The 24,426-nt window shown below is 73.3% G+C and carries 19 protein-coding genes and 1 pseudogene; 9 read left to right on the plus strand and 11 right to left on the minus strand.

Annotated elements, in window-relative coordinates; all coding sequences use genetic code 11:
• Positions 1–7: 7 nt before the first annotated feature.
• The 3 genes from J2S42_RS32740 to J2S42_RS32750 all read right to left on the minus strand — a co-directional run bounded on the left by J2S42_RS32740 (position 8) and on the right by J2S42_RS32750 (position 2,644).
• Complete coding sequence (locus J2S42_RS32740; protein WP_307245434.1) at positions 8–844, minus strand: SDR family oxidoreductase; 837 nt, start codon at positions 842–844, stop codon at positions 8–10.
• A 13-nt stretch (positions 845–857) separates the two neighbouring features.
• Positions 858–1,388 (minus strand): hypothetical protein, encoded by a 531-nt coding sequence (locus tag J2S42_RS32745; protein WP_307245436.1) that lies wholly within the window; start codon positions 1,386–1,388, stop codon positions 858–860.
• A 248-nt stretch (positions 1,389–1,636) separates the two neighbouring features.
• Positions 1,637–2,644 (minus strand): 2-dehydropantoate 2-reductase, encoded by a 1,008-nt coding sequence (locus J2S42_RS32750; protein WP_307245438.1) that lies wholly within the window; start codon positions 2,642–2,644, stop codon positions 1,637–1,639.
• 110 nt (positions 2,645–2,754) lie between these two features.
• On the opposite strand from J2S42_RS32750, the gene J2S42_RS32755 reads away from it, so the two are divergent.
• Positions 2,755–3,423 carry a TetR/AcrR family transcriptional regulator gene (locus tag J2S42_RS32755; protein WP_307245440.1) on the plus strand — a complete coding sequence of 223 codons (669 nt, stop codon included), beginning with the start codon at positions 2,755–2,757 and terminating at the stop codon, positions 3,421–3,423.
• 50 nt (positions 3,424–3,473) lie between these two features.
• Here J2S42_RS32755 and J2S42_RS32760 read toward each other — a convergent pair whose 3' ends face one another.
• Positions 3,474–6,551, minus strand: a complete 3,078-nt coding sequence (locus J2S42_RS32760; protein WP_307245442.1) for a hypothetical protein — start codon at positions 6,549–6,551, stop codon at positions 3,474–3,476.
• 370 nt (positions 6,552–6,921) lie between these two features.
• Here J2S42_RS32760 and J2S42_RS32765 point away from each other — a divergent pair, with 370 nt between their 5' ends.
• Complete coding sequence (locus J2S42_RS32765; RefSeq protein WP_307245444.1) at positions 6,922–8,280, plus strand: hypothetical protein; 1,359 nt, start codon at positions 6,922–6,924, stop codon at positions 8,278–8,280.
• Positions 8,281–8,371: 91 nt separating this feature from the next.
• Here the strand turns inward: J2S42_RS32765 and J2S42_RS32770 are convergent, their stop codons facing one another.
• From J2S42_RS32770 to J2S42_RS32795, 6 genes are all read right to left on the minus strand, one after another.
• Positions 8,372–9,148, minus strand: coding sequence for an urease accessory protein UreD (locus tag J2S42_RS32770; protein WP_307245445.1), 777 nt, complete (start codon positions 9,146–9,148; stop codon positions 8,372–8,374).
• Between the two features lie 337 nt (positions 9,149–9,485).
• On the minus strand, positions 9,486–10,145 hold the full coding sequence (ureG, locus tag J2S42_RS32775; RefSeq protein ID WP_307245447.1) for an urease accessory protein UreG: 660 nt from the start codon (positions 10,143–10,145) through the stop codon (positions 9,486–9,488).
• Between the two features lie 37 nt (positions 10,146–10,182).
• Entirely contained in the window at positions 10,183–10,842 is a 660-nt protein-coding gene (locus J2S42_RS32780) for an urease accessory protein UreF (protein ID WP_307245448.1), read from the minus strand.
• Entirely contained in the window at positions 10,842–12,548 is a 1,707-nt protein-coding gene (locus J2S42_RS32785; protein WP_307245450.1) for an urease subunit alpha, read from the minus strand. Before J2S42_RS32785 ends, J2S42_RS32780 begins: the two co-directional genes overlap by 1 nt.
• Complete coding sequence (locus tag J2S42_RS32790) at positions 12,545–12,868, minus strand: urease subunit beta (RefSeq protein WP_307245452.1); 324 nt, start codon at positions 12,866–12,868, stop codon at positions 12,545–12,547. Before J2S42_RS32790 ends, J2S42_RS32785 begins: the two co-directional genes overlap by 4 nt.
• Positions 12,869–12,877: 9 nt before the next feature.
• Positions 12,878–13,180: an urease subunit gamma gene (locus J2S42_RS32795; protein WP_307249164.1), complete on the minus strand. Its 303-nt coding sequence runs from the start codon at positions 13,178–13,180 to the stop codon at positions 12,878–12,880.
• Between the two features lie 212 nt (positions 13,181–13,392).
• Here J2S42_RS32795 and J2S42_RS32800 point away from each other — a divergent pair, with 212 nt between their 5' ends.
• Positions 13,393–13,941: an Atu4866 domain-containing protein gene (locus J2S42_RS32800; RefSeq protein WP_307245454.1), complete on the plus strand. Its 549-nt coding sequence runs from the start codon at positions 13,393–13,395 to the stop codon at positions 13,939–13,941.
• A gap of 2 nt (positions 13,942–13,943) precedes the next feature.
• Positions 13,944–15,254 (plus strand): amidohydrolase family protein, encoded by a 1,311-nt coding sequence (locus J2S42_RS32805; RefSeq protein ID WP_307245456.1) that lies wholly within the window; start codon positions 13,944–13,946, stop codon positions 15,252–15,254.
• Between the two features lie 36 nt (positions 15,255–15,290).
• Here J2S42_RS32805 and J2S42_RS32810 read toward each other — a convergent pair whose 3' ends face one another.
• The gene (locus tag J2S42_RS32810) at positions 15,291–17,510 is read right to left on the minus strand and encodes a transglycosylase domain-containing protein (protein WP_307245458.1); all 2,220 of its coding nucleotides are present in this window, start codon (positions 17,508–17,510) and stop codon (positions 15,291–15,293) included.
• A 166-nt stretch (positions 17,511–17,676) separates the two neighbouring features.
• On the opposite strand from J2S42_RS32810, the gene aspS reads away from it, so the two are divergent.
• From aspS to J2S42_RS32835, 5 genes and pseudogenes are all read left to right on the plus strand, one after another.
• Positions 17,677–19,476: an aspartate--tRNA ligase gene (aspS, locus tag J2S42_RS32815; protein WP_307245460.1), complete on the plus strand. Its 1,800-nt coding sequence runs from the start codon at positions 17,677–17,679 to the stop codon at positions 19,474–19,476.
• Positions 19,477–19,479: 3 nt separating this feature from the next.
• Positions 19,480–20,304: an SDR family oxidoreductase gene (locus tag J2S42_RS32820; protein WP_307245462.1), complete on the plus strand. Its 825-nt coding sequence runs from the start codon at positions 19,480–19,482 to the stop codon at positions 20,302–20,304.
• A gap of 61 nt (positions 20,305–20,365) precedes the next feature.
• On the plus strand, positions 20,366–21,709 hold the full coding sequence (locus J2S42_RS32825; RefSeq protein WP_307245464.1) for a sulfatase-like hydrolase/transferase: 1,344 nt from the start codon (positions 20,366–20,368) through the stop codon (positions 21,707–21,709).
• Positions 21,710–21,776: 67 nt separating this feature from the next.
• Positions 21,777–21,995 carry a hypothetical protein gene (locus J2S42_RS32830; protein ID WP_307245466.1) on the plus strand — a complete coding sequence of 73 codons (219 nt, stop codon included), beginning with the start codon at positions 21,777–21,779 and terminating at the stop codon, positions 21,993–21,995.
• Between the two features lie 176 nt (positions 21,996–22,171).
• A pseudogene (locus J2S42_RS32835) lies at positions 22,172–23,611 on the plus strand (replication-associated recombination protein A); the annotation flags it as partial.
• Positions 23,612–24,426 lie beyond the last annotated feature (815 nt).

Consider the following 24,426-nt stretch of genomic DNA (forward strand, 5'->3'; position numbering starts at 1 on the left):
GCCGCGCTCAGGGCGTGGGCAGGAGCGCGCGGATCGGGGTCGCCGGGTGCCCGGAGAGCAGCGGCACGTCCGCGGTGACCGGGGCGAGCGCGCCCGACGCGATCGCGGTGTAGGTGGAGATCCACGCGTCGAGCTGCCAGGCCGGCGCGGCGTAGTGCGCCCGGGACGCGCGGGCCTCCGCCAGGGACTCGGCGTGGTAGCCGACCGGGCGGCCGGTGTGCGCGGTGAGCAGCGCGGCCACGTCGGCCAGGCCGACCGCTTCCGGGCCGGTCAGGTGGTACGTGCGGTGCGCGTGGCCGGCGGGGGAGCGCAGCACCGCGGCGGCGCAGTCCGCCACGTCCGCGCGGGCCACGGCGGAGACGCGGCCGTCGGCGGCCGGGCCGCGGATGACGCCGTCCGGGCCGGCCAGCGTGAGCAGGAAGTCGGCATAGAGGTTGTCCCGCAGCGCGGTCCAGGTCAGACCGGAGGTGCGCAGGTGCTCCTCGGTGGCGTGGTGGTCGCGGGCCAGCGTGAACTCCGCGTCGGCGGCGGCGCCGAAGAACGAGATGTAGACCAGATGGCGTACGCCCGCGGTGACGGCCGCGTCGATGAACGTGCGGTGCTCGTCGAGGCGGTCGGCGGACTCGGCGGCGGAGACCATCAGCGCGACCTCGGTGCCCCGCAGCGCGCGGGCCACGGCGTCGTGGTCGCCGTACGAGGCGGCGGCCACGGTCGAGCGCGGCAGCGCCGGGGCGCGTGAGGGGGAGCGGGCGATCAGGCGCAGCGGATGGCCGGCGGCGCAGAGACGGCGGGCGACCGCGCCGCCGAGATGGCCGGTCACGCCGGTCACCGCGATCTCGATCATGCCGGTGATTGTGTCACTGGCCGTCGTCCGTGGGGCGATCACGGCGTACCGGCGGCGGCGCGGTCGTGTCGTCCCCGCGCGTGCCGCGCGCCGGGCCGGCCGGGTGGTTCTCACTGGTCCGGTCGGCCGGGTGGTTCTCGCGCGGGCCGCGCATCGGGTCGAAGAACGCGTCCTCGGCCGACTCCGGCGGGCGGCGGAACCAGGCGCGGGCGCTCGGCGTGCTGACCAGCGCGGCGTAGATGACCGGCCAGCCGAGCGAGGGCAGGCCGGCCAGCACGGTCTCCTGGGTCATCCGGGCCACGGCCAGCGCGGCACCGGCGCCGCAGAGGAGCAGCAGCAGCACGCGGCCCCAGCCGTGACCGCGGAGCACGGCCCAGGCCAGCAACAGATAGAGCGCGCCGTACGGCACCAGCGACCACGGCGGGAGGACGCTGCCCATCGGGTCGCCGGACAACCCGTACGCGAGCGTCAGGGCACCACCGGCGCCGAGCAGCACGGAGGTCGCCAGGACCGCGGCCGGCGGGAGACCGCGACGCATGACCATGCGCGGATCTAACCATGAGTATCGTTCGCGAATCAGTCATCGGCCCGCCCGCCTGGTGTCGTTCATCCGAACGAGGAGACGCTCGTCGCGCTCCGCGTAACGGGCCGTGACTGAGGATCATGCGAGCGGGTCCGGCCGTAGCGCCCCGGCCGCACAGGCGGCGATCAGGTCGTCCTTGTCCGTGCGGACGCGGCGGACATGGAGAGGCCCTGCCGCGGGGTTGGTGCGGCAGGGCGCTCAGGGGATGACTACTTGTGGTTCAGGCCCCGCATCAGCGCGAGAACGGCCCGGTTGAGCGGCACGTCCACGCCGTGCCGGTCGCCGAGCCGGACTATCGCGCCGGTGATCAGCTCGTGCTCGGTGGCGCGCCCGGCGGCCCGGTCGTAGTGCATCGACGTGCCGTCGTCCGGCGCGAACTCGTCGTAGACCTGCAGCGTGCGGGTCACGTCGTCCGCGGTCAGCGCCGCGCCCTCGGCGATGCCGGCCCGGACCGCCTCGCGCAGCAGCCCGCGGGTCAGCTCGCGTACCGACTCGTTCTGCTGGATCACGACCATGCGCTGCATGGTGAGCGCGGTGATCGGGTTGGCGGCCGCGTTCGTCAGCAGCTTGCGCCAGGCCGCGGTGCGGAAGTCCGCTACCAGTTCCACCGCGAGGCCGGAACCGGCCATCAGCGCGGCGAACCGCTCCCCGGGAAGCGAGCCGGTGCCTGCCGCTGGTGCGGCGGTGCGGTTCGCGGCGGCCGGTGCCGCCGGTGCGGTGGTGAACGCGGTCGTGAAGCCGGTCAGGGACTCGGCGCCCGCGGTGTCCGGGCAGCCCTGCACCGTGAGGCGAGCGCCCCGGCGGTGCAGCACGTGGCCGCGGTCCAGCAGCTCGGCGGCAACGTAGACCAGCGCGGGCAGCACCGTGGTGCCGGACGGGAGGAGCGGGCCGACGCGCTCGGCGTGGTCGACGCCGTTCTGCAGCACCACGACCGTGGTGTCCGGGCCGACCAGGCCGTCGAACCAGGCGGCGGCACCGGCCACGTCCTGCGCCTTGGTGGCCAGCAGCACCCAGTCGGCCGGCTGCGCCTCGCCCGGATCGACCAGCACGGGTACGTCCAGCTCGCGCACGCGATCGGTGCGCTCGATGACCAGGCGTTCCGGCCGGGTGCGCGCGCAGAGCACGACGTCGTGACCGGCGTCGTGCGCCGCCTCCGCGACCACCAGGCCGACCGCGCCGGCACCGATCACCGCGACGCGGGTTTGTCTCGTGGACATGAACCTGCCTCCCGAAGAAAGTGAGAAGATCTTCTCAGTTGGGAGTGTGACGCGACCACTTTGCGATCTCGTTACGAGGGCGTGCCAAGCGCGGGCGATACAATCCCGACATGTCGCTGCCAACTGGACGCCGGGCCGCGCCGGCCCTCGGAGTGAGCGAGGACGACGACCGCCCCCGGCGCAGCGACGCAAGGCTCCGCCGCTCCGCGCTGCTGACCGCCGTCGGCGAGCTGATCGCGGAGCGCGGCACCGAGTTCCCGCTGGCCGAGGCGGCCGAGCGAGCCGGGATCTCGACCGCCACCGCGTACCGGAACTTCTCCGACACAGGCAGCGCGGTCGATGCGTACTTCGCGGATCTGATGGGTGATCTGCTGGAGGCGTTCGACGGGCTGCCGGTCGGCGACGACCCGCTCGGCGACATCCGTGTTCTGTGTCACGAGTGGGTGGCGCAGGCCACCCGCTGGGGCGCGGCCGCGGTCCACATGCGCTCGCCGCGCGGCCTGCTGGCCCGGCGGAACATGGAGGACCCGTTCATCGGCGCACTGTACGACCGGCTGGCGCGGCTGGTGGAGACCGCGATGACGCGCGGACGGCTGCCGCAGCAGGACGTCCGGTTCGCGGTGCTGATGTGGGTCACGATCTTCGACGAGCGAGTGGTGATCGACCTCACCACCACGCTGGGGTGGAGCGAGCGGACCGCGGCCGACCACCTGACCGAGGCGCTGCTGCGCACGTTCGGCGTGCCGCCCGCGATCATCCCGCAGGCCATCTACGGCTGAGCACGCGAAAGGCCCGGCCGGAGACCGGGCCTTTCGATCACTCACTCAGTTCACTCCGGGAAGGAACCCGGCGGGACGTCGCTGGTGCTGGCGTTGCCGCCGGCCGTCGCCTCCAGGCTGATCTCCCAGATCGTGTACTGGCTGTTCGTCGTCTCGTACGTGATGGCCTCGTCGAACTTGCTGAAGTCGCAGTCCCGGTTGAACCGCGTCCCGTCGAAGTCCGACCCGCTGGTCACGTAGATCGTGTACGCGCCGTCGTGGATCGAGCTCGCCGTGAAGTTGCCCTTCGCCTGGACGTAGAACGACACCTCCGGGCGGGTCTGGCCGTTCTTCACCAGGTTGATCAGTGCGTCGTGGTCACCGCCGTTGTCGACCTTCAGCTCGCCGAGGCCACCCTGGATGCGCCGGTAGTAGTTGCCGTTCGGGGGCCGCCGGTTCTCCTCCTTGAGCGCCTTCGGCATCCACCCGCCGACCTTCAGGTCCGCCGAGCTCAGCGCGGTCGCCGCGTCCCGCAGGTCCGCGCCGCCGTCCGACCGGGACAGCAGGTTGACCGCCGAGGAACCGGTGCACAGCGCCGACCCCTCCGCGGAGAGGCTGCTGTCCAGCACGTCCGTGCTCAGCGCGTTCAGCGCGTCGACCAGCAAGTTGTGCTCGTCCGCCACCTCCTCCGGCGGCGTCACCCGGGCCAGCTCGTCGGCCTGCAGGCCGAGCATCTCACCCAGATCGTCCGCGGCCGAGGAGAGCGCGTCCGGCTTCGTGGTCCGGTTCATCGCGTCCCAGGCCGGCTGCACGTCCGCGTCCAGCGCGGACAGCACCGCCTGGTACTGCGCGGTGGTCATCGCGACCGCGGCCTGACTGGTCGCGGGCGCGGGGCCGGCACCGTTCCCGGACGGGCCCGGCTCCGGGTCGCCGCTGTTCAGCACCCACGGTACGGCCACCACACCGGCACAGAGCAGCACCACGAGCACGGCCACCCCGGCGATCAGGCCGGTGGTGCGCTTCGGCTTCGGCTGCGGCGGAGCGGCGAAACCGCCGGGAGCACCGAGCGGGTACGCGCCGGGCTGCCCCCACGCGGGCGTGCCGGACTGCGGCGGCTGACCCCACACCTGCGCACCGGGAACCGGCCCGTTCGGGCCACCGGACGCCGGCACACCCGACGTCGGGTAACCGGCGGCACCCGCGCCCGAGGTGGGGTAGCCGGGCGTGCCCGGCGGCGGGTAGCCGGGCGTACCGGCGGCGTTCGGGTTCTGCTGGTATCCGGGCGTGCCGGGAACCGGCGGGTAACCCGGGGCGCCGGACGCGGGCTGGCCGGGCACGCCGGACACGGGTGGGTAGCCGGGAGCCCCGGACACGGGCGGGTAACCGGGCGCACCGGACGCCGGCGGATGGCCGCCGGCCGGGGCGCCGGAGACCGGCGGGTAGCCGGGCGTGCCCGGGGTCGGCGGGTAGGACTGCGCGGGTGCGCCGGAGACCGGCGGGTATCCGGGGGTGCCGGGCACGGGCGGGTAGGACTGCGCGGGAGCCCCGGAGACCGGCGGGTTCCCGGGAGTGCCGGGCACCGGCGGGTAGGCCGGCGAGGCGGCGCCGGGAGGCGACTGGTAACCCGGTCCGGGCGTGGGCGGGTATGCCGTCGAGGGCGAGCCCGACGTCGGCGGGAGGCCGGCAGCGGCCGCTTCGCTCGCGGCATTCGGCGCGGTCCCGCCCGGCAGCGTGTAGCCGGGCGGCGTCGCGTCGGCTGCGACCGGAGCCGGGGTGGCGTCGGCTGCGGCGGGTGCCGGGGTGGCGTCGGCTGCGGCGGGTGCCGGGGTGGCGTCGGCCGGCACGTGCTGGGTGGTCTCCGCGTTGAACGGCGGGGTGGCCGGCCGGGCCGCGGTGTCGCCCGGCTGTGCGCTCGCGGCGGTGGCACCGGCGGCCGCTCCCGCGGCTCCGGCGGCACCGGCCGCGAGCACGGCCGGGGCGATGCCCGGATCGGTCTTGTCGTCGTCCGCGGCCTTCTTCTCCTCCGACGGCGTCTGCCCCGCGGCGGCGACCGGGATCGCGGCCGTCCGGTCCTCGTCCGCGGCGCTCGCGGTCGCCGCCGTGGCGGCCGACCCCGCCGGTACGGCGGCGGCTGGGATGACGGCGGTGGATGAACCGGCCGGGATCACCGTGGTCCGGTCTTCGTCGGTAGCGGCGGTCCGCGCGGTCTCTCCGGAGCCGGTGGTGTTGCCCGGGGCCCGGTCAGCGCCGGTCGTCGCGGTCGCGCCGGCTGGGATGACGGCGGTGCGCTCGTCGTCGGAGCCGGTTGCCGGGGTCGCGCTGGCCGCGGAGCCGGCCGGGATGACCGCGGTGCGGTCGGCGTCCGTCTGCGGGGCGTCGCCGGCGGCGGGGACGGCGGCCGGGGCCGCCGGGGTGGCCGGGGCACCGGTGGGGATGGCCGCGGTCCGGTCCTCGTCCGTGACGGTCGCGGGCACCGGGGCCGCGGCGGCCGGGATGACGGCGGTGCGGTCGGCGTCGGAGCCGGTCGCCGGGGTCGCGCTGGTCGCGGAGCCGGCCGGGATGACCGCGGTCCGATCCTCGTCCGAAGCCGAAGCCGAAGCCGAAGCCGAAGCCGAAGCCGAAGCCGAAGGTGCGGCCTCGGCAGGTGGCTCGGTGACGTGAGGAGCCGGGGGAGTGCGGGTGGAGAGGACCGTGGTGCGGTCGTCGTCAGCCGGAGGTGGGGTGGTCGCGAAGACCGTGGTGCGCTCGTCCGCGTCGCTGTCCGGTGCCGGGATGACCGTGGTGCGGTCCTGGCCGGCCGGGAGCGCGGTGTTCTTCTCGCCGTCGCCGGGGAGCGTGATCGGCTTCGTCTCGTCGTACGGCGTCGGCAGCGGAATGATCGAGGTGGGCTCGCCGGCCGTGCCGCCGGATGTGATCTTGATGTGGATGGTGAGTTCCGGTGGACCGTCCGTGGACGTGGCGTCGTTGCGCGGAAGCCGGAGGATCGCGCCGTCGCCGATGCCCGCCGGCAGGTTGATCGCGATGAGCCGCCCGTCCGGCGGCAGCGCGATGGTCTTCGTCGTGCCGGAAGCCGCTTCCGCGGCCGTGAGCTCGACCGTAACGATGTCGGACCCGCCGCTGGGCGGTCCGCTCCCCGAATCCCGTGCCATCACTGGATTATGCAAGTGCGTGTCACGCCCGCTCCGACCAGGGAGACGCCTGAAGGGCCCGTTTTACGAGCTGGACAGCCATATGGTGTCGAATGTCGACCTGATCCCTCCGGCGGCGGGACGCTGCTCAATCAATGACGGAAGGTCAACTTCTGTCCACTTAGCGTGAATCAACGCATGCTGAACAGGGCGGGGCTGTCGTCGTCCTGGCGGATATGCCGCTATTGCCGCCTTCGGCGAGTGCGTGCCTGCGTGATCGTGGCCGCTCACTGTCCGGAACGCGATAGTTCGCAGATGCCTCCGTATCGACGCGAAATCCGAATGGCACTGGTGCAACCCGTGTATGCGCAGCGGCGTCTGGGTGTGCGTGATGAACATGCGACGCGCGGCACCGGGCATCCCGGCGACGGCATCGACGGCCGCGGGGAAACTCCGTTCGCCCATGGTCCGGGAGGTCTCGCTCGCCGTCGGCGCGGCGGTGACGCTGACCGGGATCTGGCTGTTGATCCTGCCGACCGTGTGGTCACCCGGCGGGGACGCGCTGCACTACCTGCGGCTGGCGGACAACCCGCGGGCGCAGGTGCACACGCCGTACACCTACCGGATCCTGATGCCGTTGCTGGCGAACGAGATCGGCGGGCGGTACCACTATCGCGAGGCCTATCAGCTGCTGAACGCGATCGCGCTGGCCTCCGGCGGGGTCGCGGCCTATCTGCTGACCCGGCGGCTCGGCGGCCCGCGCGGCGCCGCCTACGTGGCGATGGCCGGTCTGCTCAGCCTGCCCGGCTGGCTCTTCTACCTGTACCAGCCGTACCTCATCGACCCCGCCGCGATGGCGCTGCTCGCCTGGTCGATGCTGGCCGCGCTGTCCGGCTGGACGGCCGTGCTGCCGTTGCTGCTGGTGGCGACCGCGCTGGCCCGGGAGACCGTGATCGCGTACGCGGTGCCGCTCTACATGATCTTCCGGGAGAAGTGGATCGACTGGCGGGCGGCGATCCGGGTGGCGCTGGTGGTCGGCCCCGGCCTGCTCGCCACCACGGCGGTGCAGGCGAAGCCCGCGCACGGCTGGCCGACCCAGGACCTCCTGGTCCAGGCCGGTGTGCGGATCGTCGGGATGAAACTCGACGACCAGGGGATCGTGGCCGCGCTCGGCATCGCCGCCGGCACGTCACTCGGAATCTGGTGGGCGCTCGGGCTCTACGGCTTCCGGTACGCCGGCCGCCTCGGCTGGCTGATGATCCCGGTCCTGGCGCAGTTCGTGGTCGGCGGCGACTGGGGCCGGTTCAGCCTGTACGCGTTCCCCGCGCTGGTTCCGGCCGGGGCGATCGCGCTCTGGCGCCATCCGCGCCGCGCGCCGCTGACCGGCCTGGTGGTCGTGCAGAGCCTGCTGGTCTTCCTGGACCTGGCGATCGACGGTCACCCGAAGATCAACGGCTTCCAGCCCTCGACGTACGTCAGCCTCGCCCTCATCCCGATCACGTTCGCGGTCCTGCTCTGGCCCGCCCGCCGATCCCGTCCGGGCACGCCGCTCCCGGTGCCCGGGGCCGGCACACCGGTACCGGCCCTGGCGGCGGACCCCGTCGGAGCCCGGCCCGAGGCGTCCGTGCCGCCCGCGGCCGGGGAGTCGTCCGCGGCGCCGGAGGCCACGCCGGAAAGGGAAGCGGACGGTGCGGGACCGGGAGCCGGTGATGTCCCGGCCGTACGGGCCGCGGACCACCGCGGAACGTGAGGCCGGACGAGCCTGACGATCACATCGGCCACCTCCCGCGCCGACGGCTCGGCAGCGGCTCCGCCGGTGCGCGCCACCGGTACGCGGGCGCTCAGCCGGCTCGCACGGACGCGAGGTGCAGGCACGCGTCCAGTGGGCCGCGGACCGCGCGCAGGTCGGTGCCGGCCGCGGTGGCGAGGATTGCCGGGCCGGGCAGCGGCATCACGGCGGCGGTGTCGCCGATCGGTGCGGCCGGGGGTGGACCGCCGTCGGCCCACACCGGGTCGATCATGATGAGCGAGCCGGACGCCCGTGCGCCGGAGCCGAGGACGGCGGCGCCGGACCAGCCGGGCGCGGCCGGGCCGACGGAGAGGTCGTGGCGGTAGAGCGTGCGGCCGGCGTAGCGGATCGTGGTGTGCAGGCGGACGTCGCCGGCGGGCTCGTCGTGGCGGCCGCACACCAGTTCGTCGCGCCAGATGAGGGTGCCACCGTTCGCGACGTCGACCACGGTGACCGCGTCGTGGTCGCAGCCGGTCGCGCCGATCAGCGGCTCGGGCAGCCAGTGCAGGACGCCGCCGGGCGCGACCGTCGCGTGCACCTCGACCAGCGAGGTGTCCGGCCGGCCGTGTGCGCGCGGCGTGGGCAGCGCGATCGAGGCCGCGACCGTGTGGACGGTGAGCGCGGCGCCGGACTCGACGGTGATCTCGATGCGCAGCCGGTCGCCGCCGAGCGGCCCGGCGGCGCCGCCGACCAGGTGCACCTCCGCGGGTACGCCCGGCTGCCGGGCACCGGTCCGGCGGACCAGCAGCGGCGGCTCACCGGCCAGCGTGGGCAGGCCGGTGCCACCCCGGCCGTCCGGCACCGCCACGATCCGCGCGGTGGCCCGCATCAGCCGGCTCCCGCGCCGCACCGCGCCGCACGCCGGCGTTCCGGCGCCACCGCGATCGGCCCGGCAGGCCGCATCGGGATCGGTCCGGTGGGCCGCATCGGGATCGGCCCGGTGGGCCGCACCGGGAACGGTCCGGTGGGCCGCACCGGGAACGGTCCGGTGGGCCGCACCGGGAACGGTCCGGTGGGCCGCGCCAGGGTTTGCGGGCCGGACCGGGCCGTGAGCGGCCCGGCACGCCACGCCGCCGCGGGGTGCGGCGGCCGTGGCCGGTGGGACGCCGGAGCGACGTGGTGATGCGGCCGGTGGGCGGCTGCGGGCGTACCCCCGGAAGGGTTTGTCATGTGGCGGCCGTGACGCGGGCGGTGACCTGGGTGCGGACCCAGGCCGCGACCTGGGAGGCGCCCCGGTCCTCGGCGATCGACTGGAAGATGGTCGGGAGGTCGCCGCGCCGGGCGCGGGCGTCGCGGTCCATCACCGAGAGATCCGCGCCGACCAGCGGGGCCAGGTCGATCTTGTTGATGACCAGCAGGTCGGCGGTGGTGACGCCGGGGCCGCCCTTGCGCGGGACCTTGTCGCCGCCGGCCACGTCCACCACGAAGATCTGTACGTCGATCAGGCCCTTGCTGAACGTGGCGGTGAGGTTGTCGCCGCCGCTCTCCACCAGGATCAGGTCGAGCGGGCCGAGCGTGGCCTCCAGGTCCTCGACCGCGTCCAGGTTCGCGGAGATGTCGTCGCGGATGGCGGTGTGCGGGCAGCAGCCGGTCTCGACGGCACGGACGCGGGCGGCCGGGAGCACGCCGTTGCGCAGCAGGAAGTCGGCGTCCTCGGTGGTGTAGATGTCGTTGGTGACGACGGCGAGCCGCAGCTCGTCGCCGAGTGACCGGCACAGCGCGGCGACCAGCGCGGTCTTGCCGGAGCCGACCGGGCCGCCGATACCGACCCGGAGCGCGCGGGCGTCCGGGGGCGGTGGCGTGTGCGGGTCCGGGCCGGCGTCCATCGGTCCGTGACCGTGGGGCATCGTGCCGTCGGTGTCCTTATGAGGCAAAGAGACGCACCTCCCAGGTGGCGTGGTGTTCGGCGCCGATGTCCAGCAGCGGCGCACCGTCGGCCGGCAGCTCGTCGACGGGCTTGTCCAGGTAGGTCAGTGCGGTGGCCGCGACCGCGTCGCAGTCCGTGGCCAGCCGGGCGAGCAGCGCGTGCACGCCGTACGGGTCCAGGCCGAGCAGCCGGACGGCCGCGCTCGCCGGGCCGCTGACCGTGCCGTGGGCGGCGGCCACCGCGGCGTGCGTTGGCGGGAGGCCGGCCGCGGCCGCGATCAGGCCGAACGCGACCGGCTGGTGCACGTCCGGGCGGTGCGGCGCGGGCACCGTCCACATCGCGCGGCCGGCCCGCAGCAGCGCGCGGCCCTGTGCGCGGGAGGCGGTGCGCAGCGCCGGTGACGGCGTCCGGGCGTCGAGACCGGCGTCGAGCTCCGCCAGCGCGGCGGTCCGCGCACAGGCCGCGGCCGCGAACGCCGCCGCGACCAGCCCGCCGGTGGCCAGCCGGCCGGTCAGGAAGCCGGCCAGGTCGGTCAGCGTGCGCACCCGGCCCGCGCTGACCTGGGCCTCCAGGCCGGACGAGTGCGCGTGCCCGCCTGCCGGGAGCCGCCCGTCCGCGAGGACGAGCAGCGTGGCGAGCGAGCCGGAGCCGGTCATCAGAACAGGAAGTAGCGCTGGGTCATCGGCAGCGAGTCGACCGGTTGCGGCTCGACCACGTCGCCGTCGATGCGAACCGTGAACGTGTCCGGCTCCACCTCGATCCGCGGTGTGGCGTCGTTCAGCGGCAGGTCGGCCTTGCCCACGCTCCGGGTGCTCGCGACCGGGACCAGGCGGCGCCGGACGTCGAGCCGGTCCGCCAGCCCGTCCTCGATCGCCGCCCCGGCCACGAACGCGACGCTGGTCGCGGCCGGTGCGCTGCCGTACGCACCGAACATCGGGCGGGGCAGCATCGGCTGCGGCGTCGGGATGGACGCGTTCGCGTCGCCCATCTGGGCCCAGGCGATCATGCCGCCCTTGATCACCAGTGCGGGCCGGACGCCGAAGAACGCCGGGTCCCAGAGCACCAGGTCGGCGAGCTTGCCCGGCTCGACCGACCCCACCTCGCGGTCGATGCCGTGCGCCACGGCCGGGGCGATCGTGTACTTGGCCACGTACCGCCGCGCCCGGAGGTTGTCCTTGCCGCCGTCGCCGGGGAGGCTGCCGCGCCGCGCCTTCATCACGTGCGCGGTCTGCCAGGTCCGCATGATCACTTCGCCGACCCGGCCCATCGCCTGCGAGTCCGAGCCGATCATCGAGATCGCGCCCAGGTCGTGCAGCACGTCCTCGGCCGCCATCGTGGTCGGGCGGATCCGGCTCTCCGCGAACGCCAGGTCCTCGGGGATCGACGGCTTGAGGTGATGGCAGACCATCAGCATGTCGATGTGTTCGGCGAGCGTGTTGCGGGTGTACGGCCGGGTCGGGTTCGTCGACGACGGGAGTACGTGCGGCTCGGACGCGACCGTGATGATGTCCGGCGCGTGCCCGCCGCCCGCGCCCTCGGTGTGGTAGGCGTGGATCGACCGGCCGGCGATCGCGGCGAGCGTGCTCTGCACGTACCCGGCCTCGTTGAGCGTGTCGGTGTGGATCGCGGCCTGCACGCCGGACGCGTCGCAGACGCGCAGGCAGGCGTCGATCGCGGCGGGCGTGGTGCCCCAGTCCTCGTGCAGCTTGAAACCGCCGGCGCCGCCGCGCAGCTGCTCCCACATGGACTCCTCGGAGACCGTGTTGCCCTTGCCGAGCAGCAGTACGTTCACCGGCCAGACGTCCAGCGCCTCGAACATCCGGGACAGGTACCAGGCGTTCGGCGTGACCGTGGTGGCCTTGGTGCCCTCGGCCGGGCCGGTGCCGCCGCCCATGATCGTGGTGATGCCGGAGGCGATCGCCTCCTCCAGGATGCCGGGCGCGATCAGGTGTACGTGCGAGTCGATCGCGCCCGCGGTGAGGATCCTGCCGTTGCCCGCGATCACCTCGGTGCCCGGGCCGATCACCAGATCCGGGTGCACGCCGTCCATGGTGTCCGGGTTGCCGGCCTTGCCGAGCGCGACGATCCGGCCGTCCAGGATGCCGACGTCGGCCTTGACGATGCCCCAGTGGTCGAGGACGACCGCGCCGGTGATCACGGTGTCCAGCGCCTTCTCCGCGCGGGTGGCCAGCGACTGGCCCATCGACTCGCGGATCACCTTGCCGCCGCCGAAGACCGCCTCGTCACCGCCGCCGCTGCGGTCCTCCTCGACCTCGATCAGCAGGTCGGTGTCGGCCAGCCGGATGCGGTCACCGGTGGTCGGGCCGTAGAGCGCGGCGTACCGTCGCCGGTCGATCCTCATCGGGTGTGGTCCTTGTCCAGTGGGCCGGCGGCCTCGCCGCGCAGGCCGGGGACGATGCGGCGGCCGCCGAGCGGCACCAGGCCGACCTCGCGCGGCACGCCCGGCTCGAAGCGCATCGACGTGCCGGCCGGTACCGCCAGCCGGTGCCCCCACGCGGCCCGCCGGTCGAACTCCAGCGCCGGGTTCGCCTCCGCGAAGTGGTAGTGCGAGCCCACCTGGATCGGCCGGTCACCGGTGTTCGCCACCGGCAGCGTCAGCACCGGCTTACCGGCGTTGATCTCGATCTCCCCGTCGCCGGGCAGGATCTCTCCGGGAATCACGCTGGCCCCCTACGGGATCGGCTCGTGCACGGTGACGAGCTTGGTGCCGTCCGGGAACGTCGCCTCGATCTGCACCTCGGCCAGCATCTCCGGCACGCCCTCGAGCACGTCCTCGCGGGTCAGGACGGTCCGCCCGGCCTCCATCAGCTCGGCCACGGTCCGGCCGTCCCGCGCCGCCTCCAGGATGAACGCCGTGATGATCGCGGTCGCCTCCGGATGGTTCAGGCGCAGGCCGCGTGCCCGGCGCTTCTGCGCCACGTCCGCGGCCACGTGGATGAGCAGCCGATCCTGCTCGTGCCGGCTGAGGAACAAGTCTCCGACCTCCATGTCCGCTCCGGGCCATCGATGCTGGCACCGGCACGTTTCGTCCCTGTTAAGCCCACGCTGCCGTCGATCACCACGCTACCGGCGACCGCACCGGCCCGGGGCCGGAACGTGCCTGGGTGGGGTGCACCCTGGTTCGGCCGCCGCGCCCGCCGCAGGGTGGACATGCATCAACACCGACGATCACCAGGGGGTACGCCATGAGTGCGCGACTCTTCACCGGCGCCATGATCTGCACGCCGGACCCGGTGGCCGGTCTCGACCTGCGCGTCGAGGACGGCCGGATCGCCGCGATCGGGCCGGGGCTGCCGGCCGGTGGCGTGCCGGTGACCGAGCTCCGCGGCCGGATGATCGCGCCGCTGTTCGCCGGGCCGCTGGCCGCCGGCAACCCGGCCACGTTCGCGGTGCTGCCGGCCGGGCCGCCGGAGATGGCGGTGCTGTGGCCGCGTGACGCCACGTTCGTCGTCGACGGCGCGATGGTGTCCTCGGTCGAGGCCGTGCCGGGCCCGTCCTCGTCGCCGCACCTCGGCACCTGGATCGACTCGACCGGCTACATCCACCAGCACCTCACGCCGGACGGCCGCTACGACGAGACGCGCGGCGGGCGCCCACACGCCTACCGGGGCGCGTTCCGGATCTACGACGACCACATCGTGTACCGCGACGACCTGGGTTTCTGGGCCTACGGCCGGTTCGACGGCGGCCTGCTGCACCACGCCGGCTACACGTTCACCCGGAAGGACTCCTGATCATGGCGATGCTCTTCACCGGCGGCGCGGTCGTCACCATGGACCCGGCGCTCGGCGACCTCGAGCGCGGCGACGTGCTGGTCTCCGGCACGGAGATCGTCGCGGTCGGGGCGGACCTGCGCGATCACCCGGCCGCGCGGGACGCGGAGGTGGTCGACACCCGCGGCGCGATCGTGGCGCCGGGCTTCGTGGACACGCACCGGCACGCCTGGCAGGCACAGATGCGCCGGACCATCCCGGACGTCGGCGACCTGGGCGAGTACCTGTCGTCCACGCTGGCCGGCGTCGCACCCGCCTACACGCCGCAGGACATGTACACCGGCACTCGGCTGGCGGCGCTGTCCGCGCTGGACGCCGGGATCACCACGATGCTGGACTTCTCGCACAACTCACGGTCGGCCGCGCACTCGGACGCGGCGATCCGCGGCCTGGCGTCGACCGGCATCCGCGGCGTGCACGCGTCGATGGGACCGCACTTCGGGGCGTGGGACCGGCAGTGGCCGGCCGACCTGGCCCGGCTGCGCGCCGCGCTGCCGGACGGCGGGCTGATCACGCTGCGGCTGGCCGCGCTCGCCACCGACATCGTCGGCCCGGACCTGGTCTACGGCCCGTCGCTGGCGGCCGTCGCCCGCGACCTGGACATCGCGGTCAGCGTCGACGCGGTCTTCGGCGCCGCGTCCTCGGCCGCGATCCTGGACTGGGCGCGGCGGGACCTGCTCGGGCCGGGCGTGGAACTGATCCACGCGACCGGCCTGACGCCGGACGCGTGGCGGGCGATCGGCGCGACCGGCGCGACGGTCTCGCTGGCGCCCAGCTCGGACACGCAGATCGGGCTGGAGACCGCGATCCCGGCGGTGGACGAGGCGCTGGCCGCGGGCGTACGGCCGGGCCTGAGCATCGACGTGGAGGTGGCGCTGGCGAGCGACATGTTCACCCAGATGCGGGTGCTGCTGGCGGTGCAGCGCATGCGGGCGGTCACCCGGCCGGAGCGCCGGATCACCACCCGCGACGTGCTCGGCTTCGCCACGGCCGACGGCGCGCACGCGATCGGCCTGGGCGCGGTGACCGGCGCGCTCACCCCGGGCCGGCAGGCGGACCTGATCGTGGTGGACGCGGAGGCGGTGAACACGATGCCGCTCAACGACGCGATCGGCACGCTCGTGCTCGGCGCCGATCCGCGGAACATCTCGACGGTCCTGGTGGCGGGCGTGGTCCGCAAGTCCGCGGGCCGGCTGACCGGCGTCGACCTGGACGTGCTCCGCCGCGAGGTGACCGCCTCCCGGGACGCGGTCCGCGCCGCGGTCGCCCGCTGACCCGGCCGGGCTGATCCCGGCCGGGCCCGCGGCGCGTCAGTCCTCCGTGGACGGCGACTTCGACGACTTCGGGGCGGGTGGCAGCTGGGGGCTGGCGGCGGAGCCGGACTTGAAGGAGATCTTCTCGCTCGGCGCCGGGAAGTCCCGGACCGGCTGGCCCGCGAGCGCGTCGTGCAGCAGCGTCCCGATCGACCGGATCACCTGGTCCTGGGCGGCCAGGCCGACGATGTCGGTGGGGTTGTCCGGGTTGGCTGCGATCCCGGCGATCGCCAGCTGCGGCGTGAACGCGATGAACGACTCGGTGGCGTAGTTGTCCGAGCTGCCGGACTTGCCGGAGACCGGGCGGCCGACCATGCCGCTCAGCTCCGTGGACGTGCCGCCCGGGCAGCTGCCGTAGGTGGGCTGCTGACCGACCACGCAGCGGCCGGCGTCGGCCGCGGCCCGGGCCACGTCCTTGTCCAGTGCCTGCGTGCACTCCGGCTGCGCCACCTTGGCCGCGGCGTCGCTGACCGTGCCGGTGGAATCGGTGATCGACACGACCGGGGTCGGCTTGCAGAACTTGCCGTCCGCGGCCAGCGTGGCGTACGCGTTGGCCATGTCCAGCGGCGTGGTCGCGGAGACGCCGAGCGTGAACGCGCCCCAGCCGCTCGGCTTGGCCGCGAGGGCCGCGTCCTGCTGGTTGCGGAACTGGATGCCGAGCCGCTTGGCCATCTCCACGGCCTTGGTGACGCCGACCTCCTGCTGCAACTTGATGAAGTACGTGTTCGACGACTTGCCGAACCCGGTCCACATGTTCTGGTAGCCGTCCTGGTAGGTCTTGTCCGCGTTGCTCGGGCACCAGAACCCGCCGCACGCGGTCGCGCTGCCGTCCGGGTAGATCGTCTTGAACGGGCTCTTGGTGGTGTAGCCGGTGTCCAGCGGAAAGCCGTTCTCCAGCGCGGCCAGCAGGACGAACAGCTTGAACGTGGAGCCGAACTGGTATCCGGCCGAGTCGTCGCTGCCCGCGATGAACTGGTTGACCGTGTTCGGGTAGTTGCCGCCGCCGGGGTTCGGCTCGATGCTGAAGTACCGGTTGATGGCCAGCGCCTTGACCTTGCCGGTGCCCGGCTCGACCGCGGCCAGCGGCGCGGCCTTCGGGTCGTCGTGGTCGTAGATGCGCACCGACTCGGCCGCGGCCTGGTCCTGCATGCGCGGGTCCATCGACGTGACGATCCGCAGGCCGCCCTTCTTCAGCAGCTCCTCGCGGTCCTCCGGCGTCGGGCCGAACTCCTCCTGCTGCTTCCACCAGGACAGGAAGTAGTCGCAGAAGAAGCCCCAGCTGTTGTGCGTGCGGGGCACGGCGGTGCAGTTGCTGGTGGCGGCCGTCGGCTTGAGGTTCAGCGGCTCGGCGATCGCCTTGTCCGCCTCCTCCCGGGTGATCGCGCCGGTGCCGACCATCGCGTTCAGCACGTAGTTCCGCCGGCCGACCGCCTGGTCCTCCGGGTTGTTCACCGGGTCGTACGCGTACGGCGACTTCACCAGCCCGGCGATCATGGCGGCCTGGCCGAGCGTGAGCTTGTCCGGCGTGGTGGAGAAGTACGCGCGGGCGGCCGCGGAGACGCCGTACGCCTTGTTGCCGAAGAACGCGATGTTCAGGTATCGGCGGAGGATCTCGTCCTTGTCCTTCAGCTTCTTCTCCAGCGTGATCGCGTACCGGATCTCCTGGAGTTTGCGGCCGGTGCTGACCTCGGTCGCGGCGTCCCGTTCCGCCTCGGTCGCGGACTCGTCGTTCTTCAGCACGTTCCGGACGTACTGCATGGTCAGCGTGGACGCGCCGGACACCTCGCCGCCCCGGCTGTTGGAGACGAACGCGCGCAGCAGGCCCTTGAGGTCCATGCCGCCGTGCTCGTAGAAGCGGGTGTCCTCGGCCGCCACGATCGCGTCCTTCATCACCGGCGCGATGTCGTCGATGCCGACGTCGGTGCGGTTCTCCTCCCAGAACTGGGTGATCTGCGTCTTGCCGTCATTGGCGTAGATGTACGACGCCTGCGGGGTCGGTGGCACCTGCAGGTCGCTGGGCAGGTCCTCGAACGAGTCACCGGCCAGCTTCGCCGCCATGCCGGCCGTGGCGCTCACCGGCAGCGCGGCGCCCGCGACGACACCGCCGACGATCACGCCGAGCAGCGCCAGCGCCAGGAGTTTGCGGCCGACGGCCAGCGGCGAGCGCGGTGCGGCGGGGCCGGCCTTCTCGGCGCCCGGGACCAACGGTGCGGTCACGTCTCCCTGTGGATCTGTCACGAGGTAAAGATGGTTTTCAGCGGCGATCGGTTGCACCGCCGCGCGAGATTCCTTCGGCTTCGGTGCCGCGCGAAATGTGAAGCGGCAGGCCTGACAGAATGCGAAGCTGACGACACCTGACCGCAACGACGAGGAGTTCACTGTCGTGATCCGTACTCATGACGCCGGCAGCCTGCGCGCCACGGACGCCGGCGTGACCGTGACGCTGGCCGGCTGGGTGGCCCGCCGCCGCGACCACGGCGGGGTCATCTTCGTGGATCTCCGCGACGGCTCCGGCGTGGTGCAGGTGGTCTTCCGCGAGGACATGGACGCGGCGCACGCGCTGCGCAACGAGTACTGCGTGAAGGTGGTCGGCGAGGTCGCGGCGCGGCCCGCGGGCAACGAGAACCCGGAGCTGCCGACCGGCGCGATCGAGGTGATCGTGTCCGAACTGGAGGTGCTGTCGGAGGCGGCGCCGCTGCCGATCCCGGTCGACGACGACGTGAACGCGGGCGACGACATCCGGCTCCGCTACCGCTACCTGGACCTGCGCCGCTCCGGCCCGGCCCAGGCGATCCGGCTGCGCTCGAAGGCGTCGCAGATCGCCCGGACCGTGCTGCACGAGCGCGACTTCCTCGAGATCGAGACGCCGACGCTGACCCGGTCCACGCCGGAGGGCGCGCGCGACTTCCTGGTGCCGGTCCGCCTGCAGCCCGGCAGCTGGTACGCGCTGCCGCAGTCCCCGCAGCTGTTCAAGCAGCTGCTGATGGTCGGCGGCATGGAGCGGTACTACCAGATCGCCCGCTGCTACCGCGACGAGGACTTCCGCGCGGACCGCCAGCCGGAGTTCACCCAGCTCGACATCGAGATGTCCTTCGTCACCCAGGAGGACGTGATCGACCTGGGCGAGGCGCTGGTCAAGGCGCTGTGGAAGGAGCTGGCCGGGCACGAGATCGCCGGCCCGATCCCGCACATCACCTACCTGGACGCGATGGCCCGCTACGGCTCGGACAAGCCCGACCTGCGGTACGGCGTCGAGCTGACCGAGCTGACGGACTACCTGACCGGCACCGAGTTCCGGGTGTTCGCCGGTGCGATCGCGGCCGGTGGTTACGTCGGCGCGGTGGTCATGCCGGGCGGCGCGGCGCAGACCCGCAAGGAGCTGGACGGCTGGCAGGACTGGGCGAAGGCGCGCGGCGCCCGCGGCCTGGCCTACGTGGTGCTGGACGCGGAGACCGGCGAGCCGCGCGGCCCGGTGGCGAAGAACCTGTCCGAGGCGCACCTGGCCGGGCTGGCCGACGCGGTCGGCGCGAAGCCGGGCGACGCGATCTTCTTCGCCGCCGCGACCGAGAAGCGGGAGGCGCAGGAGCTGCTCGGCGCCGCGCGCGTCGAGATCGCGAAGCGGGCGAACCTGATCGACGAGTCCGCCTGGGCGTTCTGCTGGGTGGTCGACGCACCGATGTTCGAGAAGACCGACGAGGGCGGCTGGACCGCCGTGCACCACCCGTTCACCTCGCCGAACGCGGAGTGGATCGACAACTTCGAGACCGCGCCGGACCGGGCGCTGGCGTACGCGTACGACATCGTCTGCAACGGCAACGAGATCGGCGGCGGTAGCGTCCGTATCCACCGCGGCGACGTGCAGAGCCGGGTCTTCGACCTGCTCGGCATCTCGACCGAGGAGGCGCAGGACAAGTTCGGCTTCCTGCTGGAGGCGTTCAAGTACGGCCCGCCGCCGCACGCCGGCATCGCGTTCGGCTGGGACCGGGTCTGCATGCTGCTGGCCGGTGCCGACTCGATCCGCGAGGTCATCGCGTTCCCGAAGACCCGCGGTGGCTTCGACCCGCTGACCAGCGCGCCGACGCCGATCACGGCGCAGCAGCGGAAGGAGGCCGGCGTGGACTTCAAGCCGGCCCCGGCCGCCGCGGGCACGGCCGGGGTCGCGGCGCCGGTCGAGAGCAAGTAAGTAGTGACGTACCTCGTTGTCGGTGCCGGGGGACACCTCGGCGGCGAGGTCGCGCGCCGGGCCCTGGCGTACGGGCACCGGGTGATCGGGACGTACCACTCGGCGCCGGGGGAGATCCCCGGCGTCGGGTGGCGCCCGCTGGACGTCCGTAACCGGGTGGCGGTCCGGGAGTTGTGCGCCGCGGTCCGCCCGTCCGTAGTGATCAACACCGCGGCCCGGTACACCGACTGGGCGACCACCGCGGACGGCGCCGCCTCGGTCGCGCTGGCCGCCGCGGACGTCGGTGCCCGGCTGGTGCACCTGTCCACGGACGCGCTGCACGCCGGGCGCCCGGCGCCGTACGGTGACGACGAGGTGCCGTCCCCGATCACGCCGTACGGCGCGTCGAAGGCCGCGGCCGAGACCGCGGTGCGCGCGCTGCATCCCGGCGCCGCGCTGGTCCGCACCTCGCTGATCATCGGCGACGAGCACAGCGCGCAGGTCCGGCTCTGCATCGACATGATCACCGGGCGGGCGTCCGGAGTGCTGTTCACGGACGAGTTCCGCTGCCCGGTCGGCGTCGAGGACCTGGCCGAGGCCGTGCTGGAGCTGGCCACCTCGGACTATGCCGGCGTGCTCAACGTGGCCGGGCCGGACACCGTGACCCGGGCCGGGCTGGGCGAGCTGGTGGCCCGGCGCTACGGTCTGGACCCGCTGCGGGTGCCGGCCGGCTCGCTGAACGGCATGCATCGCCCCGCGCGCGTCGTCCTCGACTCGTCGCGGGCCGGGAAACTCCTGACCACGCGCATCCGGGGTGTACGCGAGCTGCTCGATCACCGTCCGGAGTGAAAATTATTGCCGTGTCGTGATATGGGGCGATTGAGGACGATATAGCCACGATCATCGTCTGATGACAGTAATTCGTCGCGCGGTGGCGGCCGGTCTGCTCGCCGGGCTCACGATGCTCACCGCGGCGCCCGCCGTGACGGCCGCCCCGGCCGCGCCCCGGCGGCCGAACGTCCTGCTGGTCGTGCTGGACGACGCCGGCCTCGGGCAGATCGACGTCATGCGGCACACGCAGGCCTGGCTCGGCCGGACCGGCCGGGACTACACGCACGCGGTCGCGACCACGCCGTCCTGCTGCCCGAGCCGGTCGTCGATCCTCAGCGGTCGGTACGTGCACAACACCGGCGTCATCCAGCAGGACAAGATCGGCGTCTACGACCACGACCGGACGCTCCAGCACGACCTGAAGCGGGCCGGCTACGCCACCGCGGCGGCCGGCAAGCTGTTCAACGGGTGGGAGCTGGCGAAGCGGCCGCCGTACGTCGACCACTGGGCGCTGCAGCACGGCGGATACGTGAAGGCGCACTTCAACGTGGATGGCACCGACGTGTACCCGCCGTATTCCACCACGTTCACCGGCCGGCAGGTGACCGGCTACATCGACCGGTTCGAGCGGGACGACGACCGGCCGTGGTTCATCTACGCCGGGTTCGTCGCGCCGCACTCGCCGTACACGCCCGAGCCGAAGTACGCGGACGTGCAGCTGAGCTGGCGTGCCAATCCGGCCACGCGGGAGAAGGACCGCTCCGACAAGCCCGCGTACGTCCGTAAGTACCGGGTCAGCGGCGCGGAGGGCGCGCGGACCGCGATCGCGCAGATGCGCACGCTGCTCTCCGTCGACGACCAGATGGAGGCGATCCGCCGCCGCCTCGCCGCGACCGGCGAACTCGACGACACGCTCGTCGTGTTCCTCTCCGACAACGGCAAGTCCCTCGGTGAGCACGGCCTGCCGACGAAGTTCGTCCCGTACCAGGGCTCCGTCCGCGTACCGCTGCTGCTCTGGTGGCCCGGCCGGGTGCCCGCCGGACGCGATTCCCGGGTCGCGCCGCTGATCGACGTCACACCCACGGTGCTGGACCTGGCCGGGCTCTCGCCCAGCTACCGGGTCGACGGCCGCAGCCTGCTCGCCGCACCGCGCCGGACCGGTGTGCTCCTCGAGTACTGGCACGACAAGGCCAACGGCAACGTTCCGAGCTGGGCCTCCACCTACGCGCCGGGCGCGTACCAGTACATCGAGACCTACGACGGGCCGCGCGTCGACCGGGAGTACTACGACCTGCGCCGCGACCCCTGGCAGCTGACCAACCTGCTCGCCGACGGGCGGACCGCCGGCGACCCGGACGTACCGGCGCTCTCCGCCGCGCTCGCCCGCGCCCGGACCTGCGCGGGAGCCGCCGACTGTCCGTGAGTGAGATTTCGCGCGGGTGGGTACAGCGAGGTCAACCTCTTACATACACCCCTCCCGGAGGATGGCAATGCTGGCTCTCATCGCCGCCGGAGTCTTCGGCTTCGCGCTCCTGCTCGACCTGCTGAACACGAACTTCGGCGCCCCCGACCTGTTCAACTGGAACACGCTGGTCCTGATCGGCCTGTTCCTGCTCGCGCTCTACCTGGGCGGCGTCGGCTCCGGCCCGCGCACCGGCACCGGTGGTGGTGGCCGCCGCTACTTCGGCCGTCGCCCCGGCCGCGGCTGACGATCGAAAACCTTCATCCAGCGGTACGGATGCCCGTCCACTTCTCCGCTCCGAGCCCGACGGCCCGAGCGTCGCAGTGGGCGGGCATCCGTACGCGTACCCCCTGATCTGGATCTTCGTTCGGGGTGGGGTCCGGCGTGCGAGCCCGTGGGAGCGTGGGCGGTATCGTTCGTGGAGTGGAGGTCGAGGGGCTGTTCACCGTCACCGGAACGGGCGGCGTCAGCGTGACGCCGGACCGGAACGGCAGCGTCGCCGCCCCCGATGCGCAGGGTGCCAGTTTCGTCGCGCCTGGTGAGGACTCGCCACTCGCGGTCCGCATGCGCCCGCGCACCATCGACGAGCTCGTCGGCCAGTCGCACCTGCTCGCGCCCGGTGCGCCGCTGCGCCAGCTGGTCGGCGGCGACACCCCGATGTCGGTCATCCTGTGGGGCCCGCCCGGCAGCGGCAAGACCACCATCGCGCACCTCGTGGCCGGTGCCACCAACCGCCGCTTCGTCGCCATGTCCGCGCTGTCCGCCGGCGTCAAGGACGTCCGCGCGGTGATCGACACGGCTCGCCGGGAACGCCGCTACGGCGGCCCGCCCACCGTGCTGTTCATCGACGAGGTGCACCGGTTCAGCAAGACCCAGCAGGACTCGCTGCTCGCCGCGGTCGAGGACCGGACCGTCACGCTGCTCGCCGCCACCACGGAGAACCCGTACTTCTCGGTCATCTCGCCGTTGCTGTCCCGGTGCGTGCTGCTCACGCTGCATCCGCTCACCGAGGACGACGTACGCGGTCTGATCCGGCGGGCGCTGACCGACCCGCGCGGCCTCGGCGGCGCGCTCACGATCTCCGACGACGCGCTGGAACACCTGATCCGGCTCGCCGCCGGTGACGTGCGCAAGGCGCTGACCGCGCTCGAGGCGGCCGCGTCGTCCGCGCTCGCCCAGTCCGCCTCCGAGATCGACCTGGCCACCGCGGAACAGGCGGTGGACGTGGCCGCGGTCCGCTACGACCGGGCCGGCGACGCGCACTACGACGTGACCAGTGCGTTCATCAAGAGCATGCGCGGCTCCGACCCGGACGCGGCGCTGCACTGGCTGGCCCGCATGCTGGTGGCCGGCGAGGACGCCCGGTTCATCGCGCGCCGCCTGGTCATCTTCGCGTCCGAGGACGTCGGCATGGCCGACCCGACCGCGCTCCAGGTCGCGACCGCGGCCGCGCAGGCCGTGCAGCTGATCGGCCTGCCCGAGGCCGGCCTGAACCTCTCCCAGGCCGTCATCCACCTCGCCACCGCGCCGAAGAGCAACAGCGCCACCACCGCGCTGTTCGCCGCGATGGCGGACGTGCGCGCGGGCAAGGGCGGGCCGGTGCCGCGCCACCTGCGGGACGCGCACTACCCGGGGGCTAAGGGTCTCGGCCACGGCGCCGGATACCGGTATCCGCACGATGACGCCCGCGGCGTGGTGCGACAGCAGTACGCGCCGGACGATCTGGCGTCCGAGGAGTACTACCAGCCGACGGATCGCGGCTTCGAGCGTGCGGTGGCCGAGCGGCTGCCGAAGCTGCGCCGCGCGGTCCGCGGCACTCCGATGCCGTTCCGCCGTGAGCCGGCCCCGAGCCCGGGCCCGGCGGCTCAGGCGCCGGCTTCCGCTTCTCCGCCGGCTGCGGCGCCCGCGGCCGGCGTTGCGGATCTCACCGCTGCTCCTGCTGCGTCCTCCGCGCCGAGTTCTTCCTCCGCGCCGGGTTCGCCTTCCGTGCCGGATTCGCCTTCCATGCCGGCTTCGCCCTCTGCGCCGGATTCGCCCTCCCTGCCGGTGTCGTCCGCTCCGCTGGATTCGCCGTCCGGGCCGGGTTCGTCGCCGGGGCCGGGTGTGACCGCCCTGTCGACTGGCATCGCGCCGGTGGAGTCCGGCGGTGACGCGGACGGTCCGGCGGGCGGGCGCGCGCCGTCCGCGGATGTGAGCGAGTCCGCTGATCCGGCGGAGGTGAGCGGACCCGCCGATCCCTCGGGTACGGGATCGGCCGTACCCGGAATGTCGGGTTCTTCGAACGCGACACCCGCGAGTGACGCGGTGGAGCCCGCGACGGACGGCCCGGTGACCGGTGAGCGGTCGGCCGGCACCGGGAAGGGCGCCGGCCGGCGCGGGAAAGCCGCTGGCCGGCGACGTGCTCCGGAACCACCGGCGGAGGACGGCGGGTGAGCCGGCGGACGGCGCCCGCGCTGTGGATCAACACGGTGGGTGGCGGTGACCGGCCGTCCGGCGGTGGCGAAAAGCGGCGGCGTGGCGCACGCTCGCTGGAGGGGTCCGGCCCGCCGGGGCATCCGGGAGTGACGTCGCTCACCGTTACGGCGGGCGGCGGGCGCGTGGCCTGCGAGCCCGCGAGGCGGGCGGTGCCCGTTCGGGTCCGGACGTGGACGGCGGCGGGCGGACGGTTTGTAGCTTGG

Origin of the sequence: Catenuloplanes indicus (genome assembly GCF_030813715.1) — a bacterium.
Classification (GTDB): Bacteria; Actinomycetota; Actinomycetes; order Mycobacteriales; family Micromonosporaceae; genus Catenuloplanes; species Catenuloplanes indicus.